Genomic DNA, 23,512 nt, shown 5'->3' on the forward strand with positions numbered 1-23,512 from the left:
ATGCCGCGCAAACCATTTTTGTCACACGAAACCACCCGCCATAAAAAGCTTGTCTGGTATTTCAAGCGGAAGGGAAAGCGCGTCCGGTTGCGCGGAGAATATGGCAGTGATGAATTCAATGCTGCTTATGAGAAGGCCCTCACGGGCTCAAGCGCAGCACCAGAACCGCAAAAGGCAGCGACTGGAACTCTGAAGTGGCTGATAGAGCAATATAAGCGAAGCGCCGCTTGGGCTGAGCTAGCAGCGGGCACACGTCGAGCCCGAGACAACATTCTCAAGGAAGTCCTGAAAAAGAACGGCGATCTTCCCTACGGGCGAATGACAAAGGCAGATATCAAGGCTGGCATCGATAAGCGTGCCGCTACACCCAATGCTGCAAACAACTTTCTGAAAACAATGTCGCATCTTTTTAAGTGGGCCGTCGAGGCGGAGAAGGTAACGATCAATCCAGTCGCTGGCGTGAGCAAGGTAAAGGTGAAGTCTGATGGATTTCACACTTGGACCGTTGAGCAAGTCGAGCAATACCGTGCCCATCATAAGGTCGGAACGAAGCCGCGCCTCGCAATAGACATCCTCCTCTTTCTCGGCCTGCGCCGCGGTGATGCTGTCATCGTTGGGCGGCAACATCTGAAAGAAGGCATTATTTCACTGAAAACCGAGAAGACAGGGCAATGGGTCCATCTTCCTGTCTTTCGCCAGCTCCTGGAGTCGATTGAGGCAACGGCGACAGGCGATCTCGCATTCCTTACGACGGAGCGCGGCAAGCCGTTCAGTTCAGGAGCATCATTTGGGAATTGGTTTGCCAAGCAGTGCAAGGCGGCAGAATTGCCGGATGAGTGCAGAGCGCACGGGCTGCGGAAAGCAGGCGCAACAATCGCGGCTGATGAAGGCGCAACAGCGCATGAACTGATGGCAATGTTCGGCTGGTCGCGGCTAGCTATGGCGGAAATCTACACCAAGGAAGCCGACAAGAAGAGGTTGGCGCGAGGCGCTTCAGAACGTCTGTCGAACAGACTATAGGTCGCACCTATGACCCTGCGTGGTCGCACCCGTAGAAATATCAATAACTTACAATTAGATTTGGCGACCCCTGCAGGATTCGAACCTGCGACCACATGCTTAGAAGGCAAGTGCTCTATCCAGCTGAGCTAAGGGGCCATGAGCCTGGCCGCGCTTTGGGCGCGGCGGGCAACACATGCCTGAAACGGTCACCCAATTCAATGGGCGGCGTTCAATAAATGCCTGGCTTCAGTGAGTCCAGGGCTGGATGCGGTTGAAGCGGAAGTTGTCGGAGTAGGATACCGTCTGTCGGATGGGATCCTTCGGCGCGATGACACGGTATTCGATGCCATTGCGCTTGGCGTAGTCTTCCGCCTGCTCCTGCGTCTCGAAGGTCAGCTTGAGCTGCTGGCGCATATCGCCCGATGAGGTATAGCCCATGATCGGATCGATCTTGCGCGGCGTTTCCTGATCGAACTCCAGAACCCAGATATTGGTTTTGGCCTTGCCGGATTGCATGGCGGTTTTTGCAGGACGATAAATCTTGGCAGGCATTGCTGCAGCGCCTCCGAATCGAGCGGAATGATCCGCCTTCTTGCTTCTCTTGCCTCGGCGCAATCCCTTTCAGGGCCGCGCGAACACGACCTTTGCTTAGCCGCGAATGCCTTTGTTTTCAAGCAAAAAGGCGGCCGCTGCCACGACGAATTCAATGACTTCAATGAAGGGATTTTAAATGGTCGGAGTGGAGAGATTCGAACTCCCGACCCTCTGGTCCCAAACCAGATGCGCTACCAGACTGCGCTACACTCCGTACCCGTCAGCATGACCAAAACGCGATCATCGGCTGATTTCCGTACCGCCGGACGTGTAGTCCGACGGAACGAGTGGGGAGATACACGGTTCATCTGCCCGCTGCAACAGATAAAATCCTGCTTAGCACATCTTCCCCGATGAAAATTTATTTGCCAAGCTTTGCCGAAATAGAGGCGCTCGTCACCGTGTCGCCGACAGCAAGCCCGAGTTTGCGAACAATGCCGGCGTTCAGCTCGATGACGTAAGCAACCGGCCCACCGGAACTGATGATCGCTTCGGAATAGGGCACGGCGTTTTCCTGGATATGGGTGACGACACCCTTTTGATCCAGAAACACCATATCGAGCGGCAACTTGGTGTTCTTCATCCACATCATGACAGGCCGCGGCGTGCCGAAATCGAACAGCATACCGTGATCGGCCGGCATGCTGTCGCGATACATCAGTCCGAGTTCGAGCTGCGCCGGCGTCACGGCCAGTTCCACTGTGAATTTATAGGTTTGGCCCTTGGGCGATGTGATCGAAAGCGGTTCCGAATCGAAAGCCATCGACTGCATGCTTGCAGTTTGTCCCGCAAAGGACACAGGGACTACGGCCCCAACGAGAAAAAGCGCCACAATGGCGCTTTTCAAAATTCCAAAACATCCGGCTTTGCTCATATCAGTGCGGCCGTGTCGCCGGGCTCGGTGCATCCGGGTGGATTTCCGCGGCCATCAGGCCCTTTTCGCCCGGTCCGAAGCGAACAAGTACCACCTGCCCCGGCCGAAGCTCAGCGAGACCGAAGCGACGCAGCGTCTCCATATGCACGAAAATATCCTCTGTGCCCTCGCCGCGCGTCAGGAAACCGAAGCCCTTGGTGCGGTTGAACCACTTGACCAGCGCGCGCTCCAATCCGCTCGTCGCCGTCACTTGCACATGCGTACGGACAGGAGGCATCTGCGAGGGATGCACAGCGGTCGATTGGTCCATGGAGAGGATCTTGAAGGCCTGATATCCTCGCTCACGGCGCTGAATCAGCGCGACGATGCGGGTTCCCTCGAGAATCGTCTGATAACCGTCACGGCGTAGACACGTCACATGCAGCAACACGTCCTGCATGCCATTGTCGGGCACGATGAAACCGAAGCCCTTGGCAACATCGAACCACTTGACGACGCCTGAGATTTCGATGAGCTCGACGGTATCGCCCGACATCTCTTCGAAGTCGACAACTCCCTTCGATGAAATTCTGTCACCCATCCTAGTCAGCCCTCGATTACGCGTCACACTGTTACGGTTAACTGATTCCCTGATATCAAGATTAACATCTTGGTAACGGAAAAGCGCAAGTCCTAGTTTTCGTTTATTCCCACCCTAAGATTATTGCTCCAAGACTTGCGCGAAGCTGGTGCCGCGATCGAAGATCCGTCCAGCTCAACATTAAGAGAGGAAATAGAATGCGTTATCTCCATACGATGGTCCGCGTCACCGATCTCGACGCCTCGTTGCATTTTTATAGCACCTTGTTCGGGCTTGTCGAAACACGCCGCTACGAGAACGAGAAAGGTCGCTATACGCTCGTTTTCCTTGCTGCCGACGAGGATGCCGAATCATCCCGCAGTAACGGCGCCCCCAGCCTGGAACTGACCTATAACTGGGACCCGGAAGAATATAGCGGAGGACGCAATTTCGGCCACCTCGCCTACGAGGTCGACGATATCTATGCGACCTGCCAGAAGCTGATGGACAACGGAATCACGATCAACCGCCCGCCCCGCGATGGTCACATGGCTTTCGTGCGCTCTCCGGACGGCATTTCGATCGAAATCCTGCAGAAGGGCGCCAATCTACCTTCTGCCGAGCCCTGGGCTTCCATGGCCAATACCGGCTCCTGGTAAGGCCTAAGCTTTCGCGAGGCTTACGGCACGCGCGGAGCCATCCGTTTCGCGCTTGCCGCCCATGCCCATCCTCCGGCATGCTTGGACGACTCGAAGCATCATGCATCGGATATCGCGGGGTCATCGTTTCCAGTCGGCACGCGCGATATCGTCGTCCCTCGCAGGAGGCCGTTCCGATGCACGCCTTTTTGCAGGGAACGTCCTATGTGCGATCACCAGATTTTATACGGCAGAAAGAAGCTAGCAAGCACAATTGCCGTTCTTGCCTCATTTGTGATGATTGCGGGCTGCGCGACCAAGGGTCAAAAGCCGACCGAGACATCGGACATAGCCCCCGCCGCGCAGCCGACGGCAGCCGAACAGCTCGCGGCCGATATGAACAACAAGGCCGATGCCCGGCACCGCAAGGCCGACCTCGCCTATCGCGACCCACTGGTACATAGCATCAACGGCACCCGCCAGCAGATCGTCGCCCAGCAGAATCAAGCGCTCTATCCGGCACCCGCCGAAACTCCCCCTGAGGGGCAAACCGGTATTGCGGGCCTGGTCACGCAACCGACGGGCGTTAACGCGAGCAGAAGCAGCATCTTTTCCGCGCCGCCGCCCATTGCCGTCAATCCCGATGGGACGCTTGCCAAGACCCAAGCCGACGGGGCCCAGCCCATTACGCCGATGATGCGCAGTGTCTACAGCACGCCGCCGTCAGCAATGCCGACATCGCCACCACCGGCGATGGATGCCGCCGCATCGAACGCTCGCACCTCGGCAGAGATGTTGCCGCCACCCGTCATCCGCAATGCAACCTCGCCGACCGCGGGCTCGCCGCAGCCGATCGCCCAGGTGACGACGTCCGGAGCAGCAGCAATGCCGACCCCAAATGTCCATGAGTTGAACGGCAGACAGGCGGCCGTCCTGGCGCAATTCATCGCCTCGAAGAACCAGCCCAAAAACGGCAAGCTACTGGTGCAGCCGGTGCAGGGCGCGACAGGGCAATAAAGAGCCGATGTTTCCAGGACTTCTTCAATGTCAGAGGCAAGAGCCTGTTAAGGCTCGCTTATTCAGCATCGGCGGCAGTTTCACTCACCTGTCATTTTTTCCACAAAAAAGCAAAATTGCCGCTTGCGGGAATGAAATCCCCCCGCTATAAGCGCGCCACACAACAGCTGAACGCGCCCTTCGTCTATCGGTTAGGACGACAGATTTTCATTCTGTAAAGAGGGGTTCGACTCCCCTAGGGCGTGCCACTGTTGTTCTTTCTCCCACTGCAATTCATTTAAGCTACCGCTTGCGGACGCAATAGGCTATTCCTATTTGCACCGCGCGGCATGCGCCCTTCGTCTATCGGTTAGGACGACAGATTCTCATTCTGTAAAGAGGGGTTCGACTCCCCTAGGGCGTACCAAAAGCGTGTCCCGAAGTTTTCCACAAGCACCTCGAAAAATCTTCGCTTAGTCATCGATTTTTCTGCGATTTTTCTCGTTTTTCCGCTTGCGGGAATGAAAGGTGCTGACTATAAGGGCGCCACAGCACGCGCCCTTCGTCTATCGGTTAGGACGACAGATTTTCATTCTGTAAAGAGGGGTTCGACTCCCCTAGGGCGTGCCACTGTTCCTTCCCCTTAAATTGATGTTTTGGCTCGCTAAACGCAGGTATGCAGACGCGTATTGGGCGTAATCTGCGTTACGGAGCCTTTGCTGCGTCCGTGACCCGAAGCTGCACACGTCTGCTTCCCTGCCAATGATCGGCGCCGAGCGTGCCAGCAACGTGTATCTGTGCACCGCGCGACGACATAAGCAGATCGCCCAAGGGTGTTTCTGCCGCACGGAAGGCAATGCCATCCACCCGGCCGCCGTCCTGCGCCTCCAGCGTAATCTTAATGTGCGACTGGCCGACAAGGCGGGAATCGCGCAGGCGGTGGCTCGGAAGGGCGAAGACGGGCTGTGGATGGCCCGAACCATACGGACCGGCAGTCTCCAGCCTGTCGATAAGCTCCACGGTCGCGCCGCTTGCGCCGAGCGCACCGTCGATCTTCAACGTTTCGTTGGCGACGAGCCCGGCTACCTGCTTCTCCGCCTTCTCGGTGAAGAAGGCTCGCAGCTTTCCGAGATTGCTTCTCTCCACAGTCAGGCCGGCTGCCATGGCATGGCCCCCGCCCTTGACCAGCAAGCCGGCATCGACGGCGGCACGCACCATGCGGCCCATGTCGAAGCCGTTGATGGAGCGGCCGGATCCGGTGCCCTTGCCCATCGGATCGAAGGCGATGGCGAAGGCCGGCCGGCGGAATTTGTCCTTGAGGCGCGATGCAATGAGGCCGACGATTCCCGGATGCCAGTTCTCACGCGCCGTGACGATGACGGAGGCGCCGTCGCCATTGCCGTACTCCGCCAGGGCCTCGGCCTCCGCCTCTTGCAGCATGGTGGCTTCCATAACCTGCCTCTCGCGATTGAGCTCGTCCAGCTTCGCGGCGATGGTTTCCGCTTCGCCTCCATCAGCCAGCGTCAGCAGGCGTGCGCCAAGAGCTGCATCGCCGATGCGACCGCCGGCATTGATGCGCGGACCAATCAGGAAGCCGAAGTGATAGGGGGTAACGGGACCGTTAAGGCCGGCCCTGCGAAAGAGGGCGGCAAGCCCGAGATTGCCCTGATGGCGGGCGGCGATCAGCCCTTTGACGACATAGGCGCGGTTGAGGCCCTTCAGCGGCACGACATCGCAAACGGTCGCGAGCGCAACGATATCGAGCCAGGCGAGCAGGTCGATAGAACGCACGCGGGAATCTCCGGCCTCGCGCAGCAGCCGCAAGGCTGCAACCAGAACCATGAAGACGACGCCGGCGGCACAGAGATGCCCCTGCCCCGACAGATCGTCCTCACGATTCGGATTGACCAAGGCGTGACAATGGGGCAGCTCGTGCGCCACCTGGTGGTGATCGATGACGACAACGTCGATATTGCGCGCCCTCGCCGCATCAAGCGATTCGAAGCTAGTGGAGCCGCAATCGACGGTCACGATCAGCGTCGCGCCATTGTCGATCAGCTGATTGATGGCTGTCGGATTGGGACCGTACCCCTCAAAGATGCGATCGGGAATGTAAATGCTGGCGGGAACGCCGAAATGAGTCAGGAAGCGATAGACCAACGCCGAGGAGGCCGCGCCGTCGACGTCATAGTCGCCGAAGATCGCGACTGTCTCGCCCTTACTAATCGCGTGCAGGAGACGCCTGGCAGCCTTCTCGCAATCGGTCAGCAGGTGCGGGTCCGGCATCAGGCCGCGGATCGTCGGATCGAGAAAGGCCATGGCTTCGTCCTGGCCGACACCGCGGCCGGCAAGCACGCGGGCAATCAGGTCCGGCAGCCCATGCGTCTGCGCAATGGCGAGCGCCCTGTTCTGGCCGGCCTGATCGAGCCTGGAAACCCAGCGATTGCCTGATACCGAGCGCTCGACACCCAGAAATGCCCGTTGAACTGGATCGACCGGTTGCTCCACCATCTCTCCCGGAATTTGAGAGCGGCGTCCCTTTGAGACACGCCGCCGCTGGTCAGATTATTCTTTCGGCCGCTCGATGCGGATGACCTGCGGTTCGCCGACGAGATAGCCTTCGTTCTTGATTGCCGCAACTGCTTTGCGCACCGAATCCTCCGTCGTCGCATGGGTGACGAGGATGATCGTCTGGTGATCGGACGGCGCCAGATGCTGCTTCGAGCGCTGGACGATCGATTCGAGCGAAATATGGTTTTCCGCCATGCGGGTCGCGACGCTCGCAAAGACGCCCGTGCGATCGAGAACGGTGAGACGGATGAAATAGCCGCCCTCATGGCTCTGCATCTGCGCCTTGCGGTAGGGCTCCAGCGCTTTCGCGGGGTGACCAAGCACCGGTACGCGCTGTTCGCCCGGGCGGCTCTTGGCGATATCGGCGATGTCGCCGAGCACGGAAGATGCCGTCGCATTGCCGCCGGCTCCCGGCCCGACCATCAGCAATTCGCCGAGAATATCGGATTCGATCGCCACGGCATTGGTGACGCCATCGACCTGGGCAATAACCGAATCGAGCGGCACCATGGTCGGGTGCACGCGCTGCTCGATGCCGCTTTCCGTGCGCTGGGCGACGCCGAGCAGCTTGATGCGGTAACCGAGATCGGCAGCGGCGCGGATATCCTCGATGGAGACGTTGGTAATGCCTTCGAGGTAGATGTCGTCGGCCGCGATGCGATTGCCGAAGGCAAGCGTCGTCAGGATGGCAAGCTTATGAGCCGTATCGTTGCCCTCGATATCGAAGGCCGGATCGGCTTCGGCATAGCCGAGACGCTGCGCTTCCTTGAGACAATCGGCGAATGACAGGCCTTCCTTCTCCATCCGGGTCAAGATGTAATTGCAGGTGCCGTTCATGATGCCATAGACGCGGGAAATCGTATTACCCGTCAGCGATTCGCGCAGCGCCTTGATGACCGGAATGCCGCCGGCAACGGCCGCTTCGAAGTTGAGCAGGACGCCCTTCTCTTCGGCGATCTGCGCAAGCTCGACACCGTGATAGGCAAGCAGCGCCTTGTTAGCGGTGACGACGTGCAGGCCGCGTGCAAGCGCTGCGCGCACCGCTGCGTTGGCCGCGCCTTCGGAACCGCCGATCAGCTCGACGAAAACGTCGATATCGGCCTTCTGCGCCAGATCGACAGGACCGCCGAACCATTCGATGCCCGCTAGATCGATGCCGCGATCCCGCGTGCGATCGCGCGCCGTCACGGCAACGATCTTGACGGGACGACCGCAGGTAACGGCAAGCTCGTTAGCGCGGCTCTGAATGATGCGGACGAGCGAGGCACCAACGGTACCCAAGCCCGCAATGCCGATTTTGAGGGCATCTGCCATGGAAAATTCCTGATCAGTATTGGGACGGCAGCCGCGGGAACGGCTGCCGCGCGATATTATGAACGGTGAGCGTTCAGCGAAATGACATTATGCATCGTCTCGTCCGCGGTGGAGAAGAAGCGCTTCAGATTGCGTGCAGCCTGCCGGATGCGGTGTTCGTTTTCAACAAGCGCGATGCGGACATAATCATCGCCCTGCTCGCCGAAGCCGATGCCCGGAGCAACTGCAATGTCGGCCTTCTCGACCAGTAGCTTGGAGAATTCCAGCGAGCCGAGATGACGGAACTTTTCCGGGATCTTCGCCCAGGCGAACATGGTCGCGGCCGGCGGCGGCACGTCGAAGCCGGCTTTGCCGAAGCTGTCGACCAGAACGTCGCGGCGGCGCTTGTAGATGTTGCGCACTTCGGCGATGTCGGAACCGTCGCCGTTGAGAGCGTGCGTCGCCGCCACTTGGATCGGCGTGAAGGCGCCGTAATCGAGATAGGACTTCACGCGCGTCAGCGCCGCAATCAGCCGCTCGTTACCGACGGCAAAGCCCATGCGCCAGCCGGGCATGGAGAAGGTCTTCGACATCGAGGTGAATTCGACCGTCACGTCGATGGCGCCCGGAACTTCCAGCACCGACGGCGGCGGCGCGTCGTCGAAGTAGATTTCCGAATAGGCCAGATCCGAAAGCACGATGATGTCGTGCTTCTTGGCGAAGGCGACAACTTCCTTGTAGAAATCGAGCGTCGCGACATAGGCCGTCGGGTTCGACGGATAATTCAGGATCAGAGCCAATGGCTTCGGGATCGAGTGGCGCACTGCCCGTTCCAGCGGCGGGAAGAAGCTATCGTCCGGCTCGACCGGGATCGAGCGGATCACACCACCTGCCATCAGGAAGCCGAAGGCATGGATCGGATAGGTCGGGTTCGGGCAGAGGATCACGTCGCCAGGCGCAGTGATCGCCTGCGCCATATTGGCAAAGCCTTCCTTCGAGCCGAGGGTGGCGACCACCTGCGTATCCGGATTGAGCTTCACGCCGAAGCGGCGCGCATAATAGGCGGCCTGGGCACGACGAAGGCCCGGAATGCCCTTGGAGGAAGAATAGCGATGCGTGCGCGGGTCCTGGACCACTTCGCACAGCTTGTCGACGATCGCTTTGGGGGTTGGAAGATCTGGATTGCCCATGCCGAGGTCGATAATGTCCGCCCCGCCCGCTCGCGCGCTCGCTTTCAAACGATTGACCTGTTCGAAAACGTAGGGCGGCAAACGCCGGACTTTATGAAACTCTTCCATTTCTTTCCCCATGGGACAGCGGCCCTCAAAACCGCGCTGAAGTTCGTTGATCTCCCGGCCAGCCGCGATACGAACTTGGGACTCGCGGCGCCGTATTCATGCTATCTCGAAAGATAAGGTGAATCTTGGGCGCTTGTGCACGCAAAATGCAATCCGCCGGCCAGATACATCCAAATTCGGCCTATCTGAACGCTTTGCGTCCAAATCGCCTGAAACGCAAGGCTAATTCTGCGTCGCGGCCGGCTGAGCGCCGCCCTCTTTCTGAATTTCCTGCAGCGTATCCTGGCCATGTTCGGCGGCGAGCTTGCGCATCTCGGCAACGCGCTTCTGGTACTCGGCCTCGGAGATCGTGCCGGCCTTGCGCTGCGATCCGAGAGCCGTCAGCTGCTTGACCAGATCGCCCGCCTGCTGATCGTTGATCTGGACGTTTGCAGCTGTCGGTGGCGCATTGAAGGAAGGATAGCCGTCCTTGTAAAATTGCTGCGTGCTGGTTTCCACCACGGGCGTGCCCTTGGCGGGTTTTACGATCACCGCCTGAGGTGGCTGCTTGCGCTTGGCGAAGGCCGCCTTTTCCTCGGGCGTCGAGCAGCCCGCGAGCGTCAATGCGAGAATTCCGCACATTGCACCGCAGAATACGGAATACCGGTTCAGTCTTGCCACCATGCCGCCGCCCATAATTGTCTTCCTGCGCTATTCCTTGCTGTGGGTTGCGACTGTTAAATTTGTCGCAGCAGCAAAGCAAGAGCAGGGTTGCGTTTCATTCGACTTGTATTCTTTTTCCCGCAAGATGTACAAATGGAAAACAAGACACGAGCTGCCGCCGGGAGGATGATGCGTGACCGACAGCAAGCGGGACAAGAATGAAGGTAATGGTGGCTTTCCCGGCTTTGATCCAAAGTCAGTCGAGCCTTACATCGTCAGGGATCCCGAAGCGATGGCCGTCAACTTTGCCCGTGCGCTGGAAAATCTCGGCAAGGCAGCCTCAGCCTGGCTTGCACCGCGCGAGCGCGGCGAGAAGGTCGATACGATTGCCGATCCCTTTACCGACATGGTCAAGACGCTTTCTAAGGTCGGAGAATACTGGCTTTCCGATCCCCGCCGGACGCTGGAAGCGCAGACTCACCTGCTTTCCGGCTATTTCGGCCTGTGGACGAAAACCATGCAGCGCCTCAGCGGCGATTCGTCCGCCGAGGCTGAAGCCGAACCGGTCAAGGACAAGCGCTTTGCCGATGAGGACTGGCAGAAGAACCCTTTCTTCGATTTCCTGAAGCAGACCTATCTTCTGACGTCGAACTGGGCGGAAAAGCTGGTCGGCGAAGCGGAAGGACTGGACGAGCATACGCGTCACAAGGCGGCGTTCTACACGAAGCAGATCACCGCGGCCTTCTCCCCGACCAATTTCGTCGCGACCAACCCGCAGGTCTATCGCGAAACCATCGCCTCCAACGCCGAGAACCTGGTGCGCGGCATGAAGATGCTGGCGGAGGATATCAGCCTCGGCCACGGCGAGCTGCGCCTGCGGCAGACCGATATGACGAAATTCGCCGTCGGCCGCGACATGGCGCTGACTCCAGGCAAGGTGATCGCACAAAGCGATGTCTGCCAGGTGATCCAATATGAGCCGGCGACGGAGCAGGTGCTGAAGCGGCCGCTGCTGATCTGCCCGCCCTGGATCAACAAATTCTACATTCTCGATCTCAACCCGCAGAAATCCTTCATCAAATGGTGTGTGGAGCAGGGTCACACCGTCTTCGTAATTTCGTGGGTCAATCCCGATCATCGTCATGCAGCGAAGGACTGGACCTCCTATGCCCGCGAAGGCATCGATTTCGCTCTGGAAACAATCGAAAAGGCGACGGGCGAGCAGGAGGTTAATGCCGTGGGCTATTGCGTCGGCGGCACGCTGCTCGCGGCTACGCTCGCCCTCCATGCCAAGGAAAAGAATAAGCGCATCCGAACGGTCACCTTCCTGACCACGCAGGTCGATTTCACCTTCGCCGGCGACCTGAAGGTTTTCGTCGACGAGGAGCAGATTGCGGCACTCGAAGAGCAGATGAACGTACTCGGCTATCTCGAAGGTTCGAAGATGGCGACGGCCTTCAATATGCTGCGCGCCTCCGAGCTGATCTGGCCCTATTTCGTCAACAACTATCTGAAGGGGCAGGAACCCCTACCCTTCGACCTCCTGTTCTGGAATGCCGATTCCACGCGCATGGCCGCTGCCAACCATTCGTTCTACCTGCGCAACTGCTACCTCAACAATGCCTTGAGCCAGGGCAAAATGGTGCTCGACGGCAAGACGCTGTCGCTGAAGGACGTGCGCATTCCCGTCTATAATCTAGCGACGCGCGAGGATCATATCGCACCGGCCAAATCCGTCTTCGTCGGCAGCCAGTATTTCGGCGGTCCGGTGGAATTCGTGGTAACCGGCTCAGGTCACATTGCCGGCGTCGTCAATCCGCCCGACAAGCATAAATATCAGTTCTGGACCGGCGGCCCGACCGGCGGCGACTATGAGGATTGGCTGGCCGAAGCAAAGGAGACACCTGGCTCCTGGTGGCCGCATTGGCATGCCTGGATCCTCGCGCAAGATCATCGCATGACGGCAGCGCGCAAACCCGGCGGCAAGGCCCTCAATGCGCTGGAAGAAGCCCCCGGCAGCTTCGTTATGGAACGGGCGTAGCTGCTGCCCGATTATGCAATTTCCTTCGCCTCTCGTCCCTGCCCGCCTGATTTCCCGCTACAAGCGCTTCCTCTTCGATGCCGAGCTGGAGGACGGTACCTTCATCACCGGCTCCTGCCCGAATACCGGCTCGATGCTCGGCCTTACGACACCCGGCTCGCGCATATGGCTCTCCGAGCATGAGGGCGCGAAGCGAAAATACCGCCATGTCTTCGAACTCATCGAAGCTGATGACACAACCGTCGGTGTCAACACCGCCATGCCGAACCGCATTGCAGCGGAAGCGATCGCGCTTGGGCAAATCTCCGATCTCGGCGAGTATACAATGGTCAAGCGCGAGCAGAATTACGGCCGCAATTCGCGCATAGACCTGCTCTTGACCGACCCTTTGCGGACAACCACCTATGTCGAGGTGAAAAACGTCCATTTCATGCGGCAGCCGAGTCTTGCGGAATTTCCCGATACCGCGACGGCGCGCGGAGCCAAGCATCTGGAAGAACTCGGCGATATGGCGGAGGCCGGCTACCGCTCCGTTATGCTGTTCGTGATCCAGCGCAATGATTGCCATCGCTTCCGCATCTGCGGTGATCTCGATCCGGTCTACGCCAGGGCCTATGATCGCGCTTTGAAGCGTGGCGTCGAGGTCTATGCGCTGAAATGCAGGGTTTCGCCGACGGAAATCGCGCCTGCCGGGTTGATCCCGATAGACGAACCCGGCATAGCTGCATTAGAACAATTTAAGATCTCTACCGAAGGCTAGTCATGGTGAATTACATCGAAGCGGCAACGGCGCCGGCGAAGAATACGGGTGCTATCCGCATCTACGGAGAGGATGCCTTTGCCGGAATGCGCAAGGCGTGCCAGCTGACCGCCCGCTGCCTCGATGAACTCGCCGCGATCGTCGCGCCCGGCGTGCCCACCGATGTCATCGACCGTTTCGTCTTCGAATTCGGCATGGATCACGGCGCCTATCCGGCGACGCTGAATTATCGCGGCTATATGAAATCCTCCTGCACGTCGATCAACCATGTCGTCTGCCACGGCATTCCGAACGACAAGCCGCTGCGCGAAGGCGATATCGTCAATATCGACGTGACCTATGTGCTCGATGGCTGGCATGGCGATTCCAGCCGCATGTATCCGGTCGGCGAAATCAAGCGCTCGGCCGAGCGGCTGCTCGAAGTCACCTACGAATCTCTGATGCGTGGCATTGCCGCCGTTCGTCCGGGTGCCCGCACGGGCGCCATCGGTGAGGCGATCCAGACCTACGCCGAAGGCGAGCGCTGCTCGGTCGTGCGCGACTTCTGCGGCCATGGAGTCGGCAGCCTCTTCCATGACTCGCCAAATATCTTGCATTACGGCCGGGTCAACGACGGCCCGGAACTGCGCGAAGGTATGATCTTCACCATCGAGCCGATGATCAATCTCGGCAAACCGCATGTGAAAGTCCTCGGAGATGGCTGGACAGCCGTCACCCGCGACCGTTCGCTCTCGGCACAATATGAGCATACGGTCGGCGTGACCGCGACGGGCTGCGAGATCTTCACCTTGTCGCCCGGCGGCCTAGACCGCCCCGGCCTGCCGCCGCTGCAGGGATAATTCATGGCAAAACGGCCCGCTTCTTCCAATGGACATGGTGACATGCCCCTCGATAGAGGCGGGAAGACGGAGGCGTTGGAAGATGCGCCGCTACTCAACGAGCGGCTATTCTTCCCGCAACAGGCTGCCAAGCCCGCCCCGCAGACCTCGAAATCCGCCCCGATAGTCAAATCCGTGCCAGCCAACGTCGAAGCCCATTATCACGGTCACCGCGAACGGTTGCGCAATCGCTATCGCGACGGCGGCGATGGGGCATTGGCAGACTACGAAGTCCTTGAACTCCTGCTTTTCCGCCTGATTCCGCGCCGCGACACGAAACCGATCGCCAAGGCCCTGCTCGCCCGCTTCGGCACGCTTGGCGGCGTGTTCGGCGCGCCGGTCAGCCTCTTGACCGAGGTCAGCGGCGTCGGCGATGCCGTCGCCCTCGACCTGAAGCTCGTCGCAAGCGTCGCACAGCGCATGCTGAAGAGCGAATTGACGGGCAAGCCGGTACTCTCCTCCTGGAAGGCGCTCGTCGATTATTGTCATGCTGCCATGGCGCACGAAGCACGCGAGCAATTCCGCCTGCTGTTTCTCGACAAGCGCAACGCTTTGATCGCAGATGAAGTACAGGGGTTCGGCACCATCGATCATACGCCGGTCTATCCGCGCGAGGTCGTCAAACGCGCACTCGAACTCTCCGCCTCGGCAGTGATTCTGGTTCACAATCACCCGTCGGGAGATCCAACTCCGTCCCGCGCCGATATCGACATGACCAAGACCATCATCGATACCGCCAAGCCCTTGGGCATCACGGTTCACGACCATGTTATCATTGGAAAAAACGGCCACGTCAGCTTCCGCGCATTACGGCTGATTTGAAATCAGCCGAATTCTCCTAAGATTTTTATTAAAAAATACCATGCAATAGTTTGATATAATTAAACTTTTTTAATTCACCCAACTCTTCCAACTCTTCGAAGCGGCTGTGAATCGTCGGCCCCAGCCAGTTACTATTTTTCAGTTCAGCGTCAGGATCATCTGGCAGAAGGATCGTGGCTATTCCGACGACGAGCCTGCTGGCGGAAGCTGCTGTTTTGATTTGACCAATCCGTCTCAGTGGTCGGCCCGATCCGGAGATCGCATGCAGAAGACATCACCGACATTTGCCTCGCGCCTTCGCCGTCTTGGCCGTGGCGCGTTCGTTGCTTCGATCGGTTTCGCGGCAATCGCCGGCGGCTTCTATGCTCATATGCTCTGGACGACGAATTTCCATCCGGTCATCGCCGGCGAGCTCTACCGCTCATCGCAGCCATCGGCCAGCAATATCGCCGAGTTTCAGAAGCAATATGGCATCAAGACCATTATCAACCTGCGTGGCGACAATAGCGGGCATGGTTGGTATGATACAGAAGTCGCCGAGGCGAAAGCGCTCAACATCGACCATATCGATTTCCATATGTCTTCGGGCCGTGAGCTGACACAGGAGCAGGCGGCGCAGCTTGTCGACATCATGCGGAATGCGCCGAAGCCGATCCTCATTCATTGCCAGGCCGGAGCCGACAGAACGGGCCTAGCCTCGGCACTTTACCTAGCTGCCATTGCCAAAACCAGCGAGGCTACTGCAGAGGGCCAGATGTCGATCATCTATGGTCACCTGCCGTTCTCTTTCACCCGCGCCTATGCCATGGATCGTACCTTCGAGAAGCTGGAACCCTGGCTCGGCCTTTCGGCATCGTGAGCGCCATACTTCCCGTTAGATAATCTGTAACATTGAGCCGCTACCGGTTGACGGAGTGCATGTTGCATTGCGACATTGATTCCCTATTCCAGTCATCCGAGGCTTCCCGATGGACCAATTCGATCTCCTAGTCGTGGGTAGCGGCCCTGCCGGCCGCAGAGGCGCTATTCAGGCCGCCAAACTCGGCAAGAAGGTGCTCGTCGTCGAGCAAGGCAAGCGGGTCGGCGGCGTCTCGGTCCACACCGGCACCATTCCCTCCAAGACACTGCGCGAAACGGCGCTCAACCTTTCCGGCTGGCGCGAACGCGGCTTCTACGGCCGCGCCTACCGCGTCAAACAGGAAATCAGCGCCGAAGACCTGCGCCGCCGCCTGCTAATCACTCTCGACCACGAGGTCGAAGTGCTTGAGCATCAATTCGCGCGCAATCGCGTCCAGCACATCAGAGGCAAGGCAAGCTTCGTCGATCCGCAGACGATGCAGATCGTCAAGGATGATGGCGAGGTGGTTACCGTGTCCGCCGCCAGCATCCTGCTTGCAGTCGGCACCAAGCCTTTCCGCCCCGATTATATGCCCTTTGACAATAAGACAGTTCTCGACAGCGATGAATTGCTCGAAATCGAAGACCTGCCTCGATCGATGGTCGTCATCGGCGCCGGCGTCATCGGCATCGAATACGCCACCATCTTCAGCGCTCTCGACACGCAGGTGACGCTGATCGATCCGAAATCCACCATGCTCGATTTCATCGACAAAGAGATCGTCGAAGATTTCACCTATCAGCTGCGCGATCGCAACATGAAGCTGCTGCTCGGCCAAAAGGCCGAGAAGGTGGAGCGGCAGAACGGCAAAGTCGAAGTGACGCTCGACAATGGCCGCCGCATCACCACCGACATGGTTCTTTTCGCCGCGGGTCGCATGGGTGCCACCGACACGCTCAATCTTGCCGCTGCCGGCCTCGAGGCCGATGCGCGTGGCCGCCTGAACGTCAATCCGGAAACCTTTGCCACTAAGGTTCCGCATATCTTTGCCGCCGGCGATGTCGTCGGTTTCCCGAGCCTTGCCTCCACGTCGATGGAACAGGGCCGCATTGCCGCGCGCGTCGCCGTTGGCGCGATCGCCAAGGAGCCGCCGAAATACTTCCCCTACGGCATCTATGCCGTGCCGGAGATTTCCACCTGCGGCCTTTCCGAAGAAGAGGTCAAGGAGCGGCATATCCCCTATGAATGCGGCATCGCCCGCTTTCGCGAGACGTCGCGCGGCCACATCATGGGCCTCGATACCGGTCTTCTAAAGATGATCTTTTCGCTGAAGACTCGCCGCCTGCTCGGCGTTCACATTGTCGGCGAAGGTGCAACAGAGCTCGTGCATATCGGCCAAGCCGTGCTGAACCTCAAGGGCACCGTCGAATATTTCGTCGAAAACACCTTCAACTATCCGACGCTTGCCGAAGCCTACAAGATCGCCGGCCTCGATGCCTGGAACCGCATGGGCGATATCAAGTCGGAGATTTGAGCGCGTCTGTGAAATTCACGTTAAGTGAGGCCAATAGGCCTCACGCAAGAGCTTCGATCAGAGGCAGGACTTCGGCGAAAGAACCGATGCTGTATTTCGGGGATGGCAGCGTGTCCGGCCAAGATGTGCCAGCAGCGTAGAAGACGCCTCGCATTCCCGCCACCTCCGCGCCCCTGACATCGGCCTCTGGATTGTCGCCGACAAAAATGCAGCTTGCCGGGGTGACGCCCAGCCGTTCAGCGGCAAGCTGAAAAATTCTCGCATCCGGCTTCCGTAGGCCGACATCCTCCGAAATGACAACGCGGTCAACGAAATCTCTCAGTCCGGTGATCTCAATTTTTGCGGATTGAACGTCGCTATGGCCATTGCTGATGATGGCCGTCTTCAAACCATGCTCGCGCAGCGCGACAAGCATTTCCAGGGCACCTAGCGACGGCCGTGCGAAATGTGGGTAACGCCGTTGAAAATCGGAAAGCAACAAAGCCCCGCAATCATCGCTCACACCGAGAGCAGCCGCCAGTCGCGGATAGAGCTTTTGTTTGTCCACGAGGCCTTCCTTCTCCAAAGCAAAGAAGGTTGCCTGAAAATTCTGAAAGGTGACGTCCTCCAGTTGATCTTCAAACCGTTCGAATTGATCCGGCAGGAATGCCAGGAGGGCGGCGCGCCGGTCGATAAGCGTCTCATCAAGGTCAAATATCGCCGCTTCAATCAAGGTCGACCCCTTCGTCATTCATCGTACCACGCCTCGGATAGAGCCTACGACTCTAATGACAAGTGTCTATGGCAAACGATCGGATTAGGCTACGAGCGCCGCCTGAACCGCAAAGGCGATAGCGGGCTAGACCAGGCAATATCGGCGAAGTCGAGGTGTCAGAAAACTTCCATGATATCGGCACAAAAAAGCCCTGCCGCGAACGGCAGGGCCTACTTTCAGTCCGGAAGAAAAGCCGATTACTCGGCGCTGTCTTCAGCAGCCTTCTTCTTCGGAGCGGCCTTCTTCTTCGGAGCCGCAGCTTCTTCGCCTTCGGCGGCAGCTTCAGTCGCTTCAGCCTTGGCAGCAGCCTTCTTCTTCGGAGCAGCCTTCTTGGCGGACGGCTTGTCTTCTTCTTCGTCGTCAGCCAGCAGCGTTTCCTTGGAAACGGTCTTGTCCGTGACGTTGACCTCGGTCAGCAGGTGGTCGATGACCTTTTCTTCAAAGATCGGGGCGCGCAGGTTGGCGGAAGCGCCCGGCGTCTTGCGGAAGAATTCCAGGATTTCCTTTTCCTGGCCCGGGAACTGCTGGAGTTGTGCGTAGAGAGCACGCTGCAGTTCGTCTTCGCTGACTTCGACGCCGGCCTTTTCGCCGATTTCGGAGAGAACGAGGCCGAGGCGAACGCGACGCTCGGCGAGCTTGCGGTATTCCTCGCGAGCCTTCTCTTCGGTGGTATCTTCGTCTTCGAAGGTCTTGCCGGATTCGCTGAGGTCGGTTTCGATCTGGCGCCAGATGCTGGCGAATTCAGCCTCGACGAGCTTCTGCGGCGTGTCGAACTGATACATTTCGTCGAGCTGGTCGAGGATCTGACGCTTGACCTTCTGGCGGGTAACCGAGCCGTACTGGCTTTCGATCTGGCCGCGAACGATCTCCTTCAGGCGATCGGCGGATTCGATGCCGAGCTTGGAAGCGAGTTCGTCGTTGATTTCGATTTCGCCGGGAGCTGCAACTTCCTTCACGTTGATGTCAAAGGTCGCTTCCTTGCCGGCGAGGTTCTTGGCCGGATAGTCGGCCGGGAAGGTTACGGTGATGACCTTCTCATCGCCAGCCTTAAGGCCAACGAGCTGCTCTTCGAAGCCCGGGATGAAGCGGTTGGAGCCGAGAACGAGCTGTGCGTCTTCGTCCTTGCCGCCGTCGAAGGCAACGCCATCGACCTTGCCGAGGTAATCGATGGTGACGCGGTCGCCATTGGCAGCCTTGCCCTTCTTGGTCTCGTAGCTGCGGGCGCTTTCAGCGATCTTGAGGATCTGCTCGGTCACTTCGTCTTCGCCGATCTCGGCGACTTCGCGAGTGACCTTGATGCCGTTGACCGGTTTCAGTTCGATCGCCGGGATGACTTCGTAAGACAGCGTGAATTCGAAATCGGCTTGAGCAGAGAGGATCTTTTCGGCCTCATCCTGGTCTTCCGTCATCGCGATTTCCGGCTGAGTGGCCGACTTCTCGCCGCGCTCGGTCAGGATCGCCGGCGGCTGGTCACGAACGATTTCGTTGACGAGATCAGCCATGATCGACTTGCCGTAGACCTTCTTCAGGTGCGAGACCGGAACCTTGCCCGGACGGAAGCCGTTGATGCGGACCTTGTCCTTGACCTCGGCCAGGCGCTCGTTCATGCGCACTTCCATGTCCTTGGCCGGGATGACCACCTTGATTTCGCGCTTCAGCCCTTCAGCGAGCGTTTCGATAACCTGCATTGTCCTACCTTCATTCATGGCGGCCGTGCCCAGACAGCCGTTCGTTTCGATGAGCACGACGCCGGAAAATCCCGAGCGTGGCTTGGATGCAATTCTCTTCCACCTTGCAAGAGCGCCGCGCATTCAGTCGAACGCGCAAAAGGCGGCTCTATCCCGTCACGAGCCAAAACATCTTCTCCACTTCCTCATCGAAAGCGGGATGCTTTGGGCAAGATGGCGCGTCCTGCGGCATATTGGGAGACAGGCTTGGTCAGCCTCCCCCCGTCCACAAGACAGTGTTGGTGCGGGTAGAGAGACTTGAACTCCCACGCCTTGCGGCACCAGAACCTAAATCTGGCGTGTCTACCAATTTCACCATACCCGCGTTCCCAAAACCGCATGGCGATGCCTGCCCATGGGGCCTTCCGGAGCGCGGCGTCTCTATATCACCCGTTTCAAACCACGCAAAGGAAAAATGACGGCTCCGCGACAACGCCCGAAGCTTATCGGAGTCATTGGCGCAGATATCGTCAGTAAAGCGGCTCCTCATAGACGGATTTGCCGTCGAGAAGCAGGCTTCTGATATGGGCAACGCCGTCGGAAGATACGCGCGCTGCGATGGCGACGCGATTGGCGTTGCGGGCACTCTCGATATCGCGGCCCTGCCCTTCAGGCACGTAATAGCGTTCGATGCCATAGGTGACGCCGATCATCGCTTGGGATTGATCGGCTGCATCGCCATAGAAAACATAGTCGTAAGGCAAGCTTTTGAGCACGACCGTGTCAGGCTTCGGATCGAGTGCTCCAAAAGATGATTCGACGACACCCCAATAACCATCATCCTGTTTCTTCAGCCGAACGGACAGGATCGCCGCGCTTCGGCTTGCTTTCGGTGGTCCGTCGACCAATGTCGAGATCGGAACCCGCGAGATGTCGTAGTTCAAGGTCACGTAGTCGCCGCGCAGAAGATCGCGCGGATCGACCGGCGCCGTCTTCAAGAGAATCTCAACGCCGCTCCGCAGGCCCCAGGCCCGCTCGCCGACCATATAGCCAAGAACTGCCGTCTGCAGCGCGGCCACGACTATGGCTGCGATCCAAAGGCGGCTGGAGCCAACGGCCGGACTCTTTTCAGCGGTATCTGTCATGCCCGCGTCCCCTGTCCGCTATTATCGGAAAAGCGCCGTTCCAGTTGGATGACCAGCCAGGCGGCAATCGCCACAAGCACGCCGGCTACGAGGAAAAAGCCTGCCGTGCCGATGATCGAGCCTATCGTCTCGCCTGCGAGATAGAGAATTTCGCAGGCAAAGACGAAATAGGCGAGATAGCGTACCGCACCATTGTCGCGGCCGCTGAGCGCGATGGCGATCACCGCGCTGGCAAGCGTCGCTGCCGCGACAATGACGAGCGGCAATTTGTCTTCAACCCAGACATTATTCTCAAAGGAACCGTTGCTGATTTCGGCATGGATAAGAAAGAAGCCGATCGATGCAACCAGAAACGTGTAGAAAGTAGGCGCGGCGCCGGCCGTGCGGGCAAAAGGCACCAACGGCGACGCGGGGACGCTGACGACGAGAAACGCCGCCATGCCGAGAGCGGCAAACAGGATCGCGTTATTCAATCCCTCATGACGGCCAAAGAGCCATGTCAGCCAGCCCACGAGCATGAGATAGGCCAAATGCCGAGCCATCGGCGCGTCGACATAGCGGATAAGCGCAATCAGGACCGCAGCCATCAGAAGCGGCATCCAGGGCATGATCCCATACCATTCGTCGAAATGCCCCCAGAGATAGCCGCCACAAAATGCCCAGGCCAGAAAACCGGCGAGCCCGACTTGCGCCGAGGAGCGAAACAACGCCGCGACTATGCAGGCAGCGGCGAACCAGACGAGCATCATTCTGAGCTCGTCACCCGACAGATTGTACATCTGGCCGACCAGCGCCATGGCGCCACCGAAACTTAATGTGCCGAGAATCAACATTGCGGCAGCGACGATGGAGCGACCCTGAACTAACAAATATGCCGCCGCGAGGTAGAAGGCCCATATCATCGCAACCAGCCCCAACAGACGGGCAACTCTCGGAAGGGCCTCCCAGTTTGCGGAGATGAACAGCAGGATGGCAAGACCGAGAAGCACGGCAGCGATGATGGTCAGCACCCGGCCGGCGCTGAAGCTCGTCCGGCGGCCGTCATACTCGCTGAGGATGGCTTTCGCCGTCCCCGCGTCGACCAGGCCCTTGTCGATCCAGATCTTCAGATCCCGCTCCAGCCTGCCCCTGTACATACCCGCTCCCTCGCTGCGATTCTGCTCGTGACAGAGTTAGCACAAATCGCCGTGCAATCGATGTGAGCAGAGCCGTTCCGGCAGAGGCTTCGGCTCACGGGAATATGTGCCATGTTAATACGGAATTAAGGGATCATGCAGTATTTTGACGGCCGGTAAAGAGATACCGATTAAAGATATGCGCGCAGCTCATGTCTCCCATGAGATTATTGCGCTGCACAAATTCGAAAAGTCATACTATTTATCAAGCAACAAGACGGCGGTGGCGCGCCGGACCGATAGAGATCGGACCAAGCCTGGGGATAGTATCCCGACATAATATTCGGGGCCGCACACTCCTCCTCCCAGTGCGCTCCGATAGATTGACGACACTCCTCCTCCCAGTCGTCAATCATCTCAAATGACGCCCGCCGCATCCTCCTCCCGCGGTGGGCGTTATTTTTATCCTCACTAAATCGGTTTGCGCTGCCTAGACGCCCATTCGGCCATCAGATGGCATTGCCAGTATGGCAAGAGTCTCAAGCTCATTTCTGAACCGCCACACGGCAGTTCGCGGCAACATCTGCCACTCCAAAACAGCACGGCTGGCGAAAAGACGGCTAAAAGCGGGCGGCTCGTGGCAAACGCTCCGGAATGGCTGACACTGGCGCGGAATTGATTTCTAGCGACAGACCAGTTTCAGCCGCGATATGCACATAAAGCAGCCATCATCTTAGGCAAAGCGTCTATAAGACTTGCGCATTATGCATAGGTGACATGAAGCTTTCGCGCTTTTAGTTTTCGCGGCGCAGCATATATTTAAATCCATTAGATCGACGACGGAACCAATCACGGAACCGCTCGATTCCTTGATCCTCGAAAGGGACTACAATGAACCTGACCCGCTCTTTCAACAACTGGCGCAAGTATCGTCAGACCGTTAACGAACTCGGCCGCATGAGCGCTCGTGAACTGCACGACCTCGGCATCGACCGCGCCGACATCCATCGCGTTGCCCGCGAAGCCACCGGCCGTTAATCGCCGGATAGGCTTCGCCCAACAGCGAAAGCCTTCTCAACGCCCGTTGCGGACCTCCGCGGCGGGCGTTCTTTTTTGCCTATCGACTGAGCAAGCGCAGCATAACCGACACCGCCGCGAGCTATTCCTTATCTGCAAGGCACACAAATTTTGAGCATCGACTGCTTTTTGGGCGTCATATTGCACAAATGCATAGCAGACGCATCTTCTTTGCACTGCACAATCAGCCTCTTAGCGCCTATATAGAGTGCAAGCGCTGAGGCGGTAATCGTATCGCCCGCAAACAAGATACCGAGGAAAAGATCATGAACCCGATTCGCATTGCAAAGAACTGGATCAGCTACCGCCGCACTCTGAACGAACTTGGCAACCTCTCCAGCCAGACCCTTTCGGACATCGGCGTCAGCCGCTACGAAATCCGCAACATCGCTGCTCGTTCTTTCCGTTAATAGG

At 58.4% G+C, this 23,512-nt stretch carries 22 protein-coding genes and 6 tRNA genes; 14 read left to right on the forward strand and 14 right to left on the reverse strand.

Features of this window, described 5'->3' with window-relative positions; all coding sequences use genetic code 11:
- On the forward strand, window positions 1–1,020 hold the full coding sequence (locus tag ACYJRZ_RS11640) for a tyrosine-type recombinase/integrase (RefSeq protein WP_459459100.1): 1,020 nt from the start codon (window positions 1–3) through the stop codon (window positions 1,018–1,020).
- 61 nt (window positions 1,021–1,081) lie between these two features.
- Here ACYJRZ_RS11640 and ACYJRZ_RS11645 read toward each other — a convergent pair.
- The 5 genes from ACYJRZ_RS11645 to ACYJRZ_RS11665 form a co-directional block, all read right to left on the reverse strand.
- Window positions 1,082–1,158, reverse strand: a tRNA-Arg gene (locus tag ACYJRZ_RS11645).
- A gap of 90 nt (window positions 1,159–1,248) precedes the next feature.
- Window positions 1,249–1,554, reverse strand: a complete 306-nt coding sequence (locus ACYJRZ_RS11650; RefSeq protein WP_459459101.1) for an ETC complex I subunit — start codon at window positions 1,552–1,554, stop codon at window positions 1,249–1,251.
- Window positions 1,555–1,733: 179 nt separating this feature from the next.
- Window positions 1,734–1,810 (reverse strand) — tRNA-Pro (locus ACYJRZ_RS11655).
- 147 nt (window positions 1,811–1,957) lie between these two features.
- Window positions 1,958–2,470 carry a DUF192 domain-containing protein gene (locus tag ACYJRZ_RS11660; protein WP_459459102.1) on the reverse strand — a complete coding sequence of 171 codons (513 nt, stop codon included), beginning with the start codon at window positions 2,468–2,470 and terminating at the stop codon, window positions 1,958–1,960.
- Between the two features lies 1 nt (window position 2,471).
- Window positions 2,472–3,050 (reverse strand): cold-shock protein, encoded by a 579-nt coding sequence (locus ACYJRZ_RS11665; protein WP_112721378.1) that lies wholly within the window; start codon window positions 3,048–3,050, stop codon window positions 2,472–2,474.
- Window positions 3,051–3,247: 197 nt separating this feature from the next.
- Between ACYJRZ_RS11665 and ACYJRZ_RS11670 the strand changes: the two genes are divergently transcribed.
- From ACYJRZ_RS11670 to ACYJRZ_RS11690, 5 genes are all read left to right on the forward strand, one after another.
- Window positions 3,248–3,688, forward strand: coding sequence for a VOC family protein (locus ACYJRZ_RS11670; protein WP_015339720.1), 441 nt, complete (start codon window positions 3,248–3,250; stop codon window positions 3,686–3,688).
- 204 nt (window positions 3,689–3,892) lie between these two features.
- On the forward strand, window positions 3,893–4,684 hold the full coding sequence (locus ACYJRZ_RS11675; RefSeq protein WP_459459103.1) for a hypothetical protein: 792 nt from the start codon (window positions 3,893–3,895) through the stop codon (window positions 4,682–4,684).
- Between the two features lie 173 nt (window positions 4,685–4,857).
- Window positions 4,858–4,932, forward strand: a tRNA-Glu gene (locus ACYJRZ_RS11680).
- Between the two features lie 83 nt (window positions 4,933–5,015).
- Window positions 5,016–5,090: transfer RNA gene (locus ACYJRZ_RS11685), tRNA-Glu, on the forward strand.
- Between the two features lie 128 nt (window positions 5,091–5,218).
- Window positions 5,219–5,293, forward strand: a tRNA-Glu gene (locus tag ACYJRZ_RS11690).
- A gap of 75 nt (window positions 5,294–5,368) precedes the next feature.
- Here the strand turns inward: ACYJRZ_RS11690 and recJ are convergent.
- From recJ to ACYJRZ_RS11710, 4 genes are all read right to left on the reverse strand, one after another.
- Window positions 5,369–7,174 carry a single-stranded-DNA-specific exonuclease RecJ gene (gene recJ / locus ACYJRZ_RS11695; protein ID WP_459459104.1) on the reverse strand — a complete coding sequence of 602 codons (1,806 nt, stop codon included), beginning with the start codon at window positions 7,172–7,174 and terminating at the stop codon, window positions 5,369–5,371.
- 54 nt (window positions 7,175–7,228) lie between these two features.
- A complete protein-coding gene (locus ACYJRZ_RS11700) occupies window positions 7,229–8,548 on the reverse strand; it encodes a homoserine dehydrogenase (protein WP_459459105.1) in 1,320 nt (439 codons plus the stop codon).
- Window positions 8,549–8,604: 56 nt separating this feature from the next.
- Window positions 8,605–9,825 carry an LL-diaminopimelate aminotransferase gene (locus ACYJRZ_RS11705; RefSeq protein ID WP_459459106.1) on the reverse strand — a complete coding sequence of 407 codons (1,221 nt, stop codon included), beginning with the start codon at window positions 9,823–9,825 and terminating at the stop codon, window positions 8,605–8,607.
- A gap of 222 nt (window positions 9,826–10,047) precedes the next feature.
- Window positions 10,048–10,500, reverse strand: a complete 453-nt coding sequence (locus ACYJRZ_RS11710; RefSeq protein ID WP_459459107.1) for a hypothetical protein — start codon at window positions 10,498–10,500, stop codon at window positions 10,048–10,050.
- A gap of 160 nt (window positions 10,501–10,660) precedes the next feature.
- On the opposite strand from ACYJRZ_RS11710, the gene ACYJRZ_RS11715 reads away from it, so the two are divergent.
- The 6 genes from ACYJRZ_RS11715 (at window position 10,661) to sthA (ending at window position 17,340) form a co-directional block, all read left to right on the forward strand.
- Window positions 10,661–12,508 carry a PHA/PHB synthase family protein gene (locus tag ACYJRZ_RS11715; RefSeq protein ID WP_459459108.1) on the forward strand — a complete coding sequence of 616 codons (1,848 nt, stop codon included), beginning with the start codon at window positions 10,661–10,663 and terminating at the stop codon, window positions 12,506–12,508.
- A 13-nt stretch (window positions 12,509–12,521) separates the two neighbouring features.
- Window positions 12,522–13,268, forward strand: coding sequence for a DNA/RNA nuclease SfsA (sfsA, locus tag ACYJRZ_RS11720; RefSeq protein ID WP_459459109.1), 747 nt, complete (start codon window positions 12,522–12,524; stop codon window positions 13,266–13,268).
- A gap of 2 nt (window positions 13,269–13,270) precedes the next feature.
- Window positions 13,271–14,107 (forward strand): type I methionyl aminopeptidase, encoded by an 837-nt coding sequence (gene map, locus ACYJRZ_RS11725; protein ID WP_459459110.1) that lies wholly within the window; start codon window positions 13,271–13,273, stop codon window positions 14,105–14,107.
- Window positions 14,108–14,110: 3 nt separating this feature from the next.
- On the forward strand, window positions 14,111–14,968 hold the full coding sequence (gene radC, locus ACYJRZ_RS11730; RefSeq protein ID WP_459459111.1) for a RadC family protein: 858 nt from the start codon (window positions 14,111–14,113) through the stop codon (window positions 14,966–14,968).
- Between the two features lie 262 nt (window positions 14,969–15,230).
- Entirely contained in the window at window positions 15,231–15,827 is a 597-nt protein-coding gene (locus ACYJRZ_RS11735; RefSeq protein ID WP_459459112.1) for a dual specificity protein phosphatase family protein, read from the forward strand.
- 109 nt (window positions 15,828–15,936) lie between these two features.
- Complete coding sequence (sthA, locus tag ACYJRZ_RS11740) at window positions 15,937–17,340, forward strand: Si-specific NAD(P)(+) transhydrogenase (RefSeq protein WP_459459113.1); 1,404 nt, start codon at window positions 15,937–15,939, stop codon at window positions 17,338–17,340.
- A 40-nt stretch (window positions 17,341–17,380) separates the two neighbouring features.
- Here sthA and ACYJRZ_RS11745 read toward each other — a convergent pair whose 3' ends face one another.
- From ACYJRZ_RS11745 to ACYJRZ_RS11765, 5 genes are all read right to left on the reverse strand, one after another.
- On the reverse strand, window positions 17,381–18,070 hold the full coding sequence (locus tag ACYJRZ_RS11745; protein WP_459459114.1) for an HAD family hydrolase: 690 nt from the start codon (window positions 18,068–18,070) through the stop codon (window positions 17,381–17,383).
- Window positions 18,071–18,291: 221 nt separating this feature from the next.
- Entirely contained in the window at window positions 18,292–19,782 is a 1,491-nt protein-coding gene (gene tig, locus ACYJRZ_RS11750; protein WP_459459115.1) for a trigger factor, read from the reverse strand.
- A gap of 279 nt (window positions 19,783–20,061) precedes the next feature.
- Window positions 20,062–20,146: transfer RNA gene (locus ACYJRZ_RS11755), tRNA-Leu, on the reverse strand.
- Between the two features lie 145 nt (window positions 20,147–20,291).
- Window positions 20,292–20,906 carry a GDYXXLXY domain-containing protein gene (locus ACYJRZ_RS11760; protein ID WP_459459116.1) on the reverse strand — a complete coding sequence of 205 codons (615 nt, stop codon included), beginning with the start codon at window positions 20,904–20,906 and terminating at the stop codon, window positions 20,292–20,294.
- A complete protein-coding gene (locus ACYJRZ_RS11765) occupies window positions 20,903–22,042 on the reverse strand; it encodes a DUF2157 domain-containing protein (protein ID WP_459459117.1) in 1,140 nt (379 codons plus the stop codon). The genes ACYJRZ_RS11760 and ACYJRZ_RS11765 overlap by 4 nt, the downstream gene beginning before the upstream one ends.
- Before the next feature lie 870 nt (window positions 22,043–22,912).
- Between ACYJRZ_RS11765 and ACYJRZ_RS11770 the strand changes: the two genes are divergently transcribed.
- Both ACYJRZ_RS11770 and ACYJRZ_RS11775 read left to right on the forward strand, forming a co-directional pair.
- The gene (locus ACYJRZ_RS11770) at window positions 22,913–23,059 is read left to right on the forward strand and encodes a DUF1127 domain-containing protein (protein ID WP_081615319.1); all 147 of its coding nucleotides are present in this window, start codon (window positions 22,913–22,915) and stop codon (window positions 23,057–23,059) included.
- Between the two features lie 305 nt (window positions 23,060–23,364).
- Window positions 23,365–23,508, forward strand: a complete 144-nt coding sequence (locus ACYJRZ_RS11775) for a DUF1127 domain-containing protein (protein WP_069611985.1) — start codon at window positions 23,365–23,367, stop codon at window positions 23,506–23,508.
- The last annotated feature ends 4 nt before the right edge of the window (window positions 23,509–23,512 follow it).

The sequence above is a fragment of the Rhizobium sp. No.120 genome (assembly GCF_054558365.1).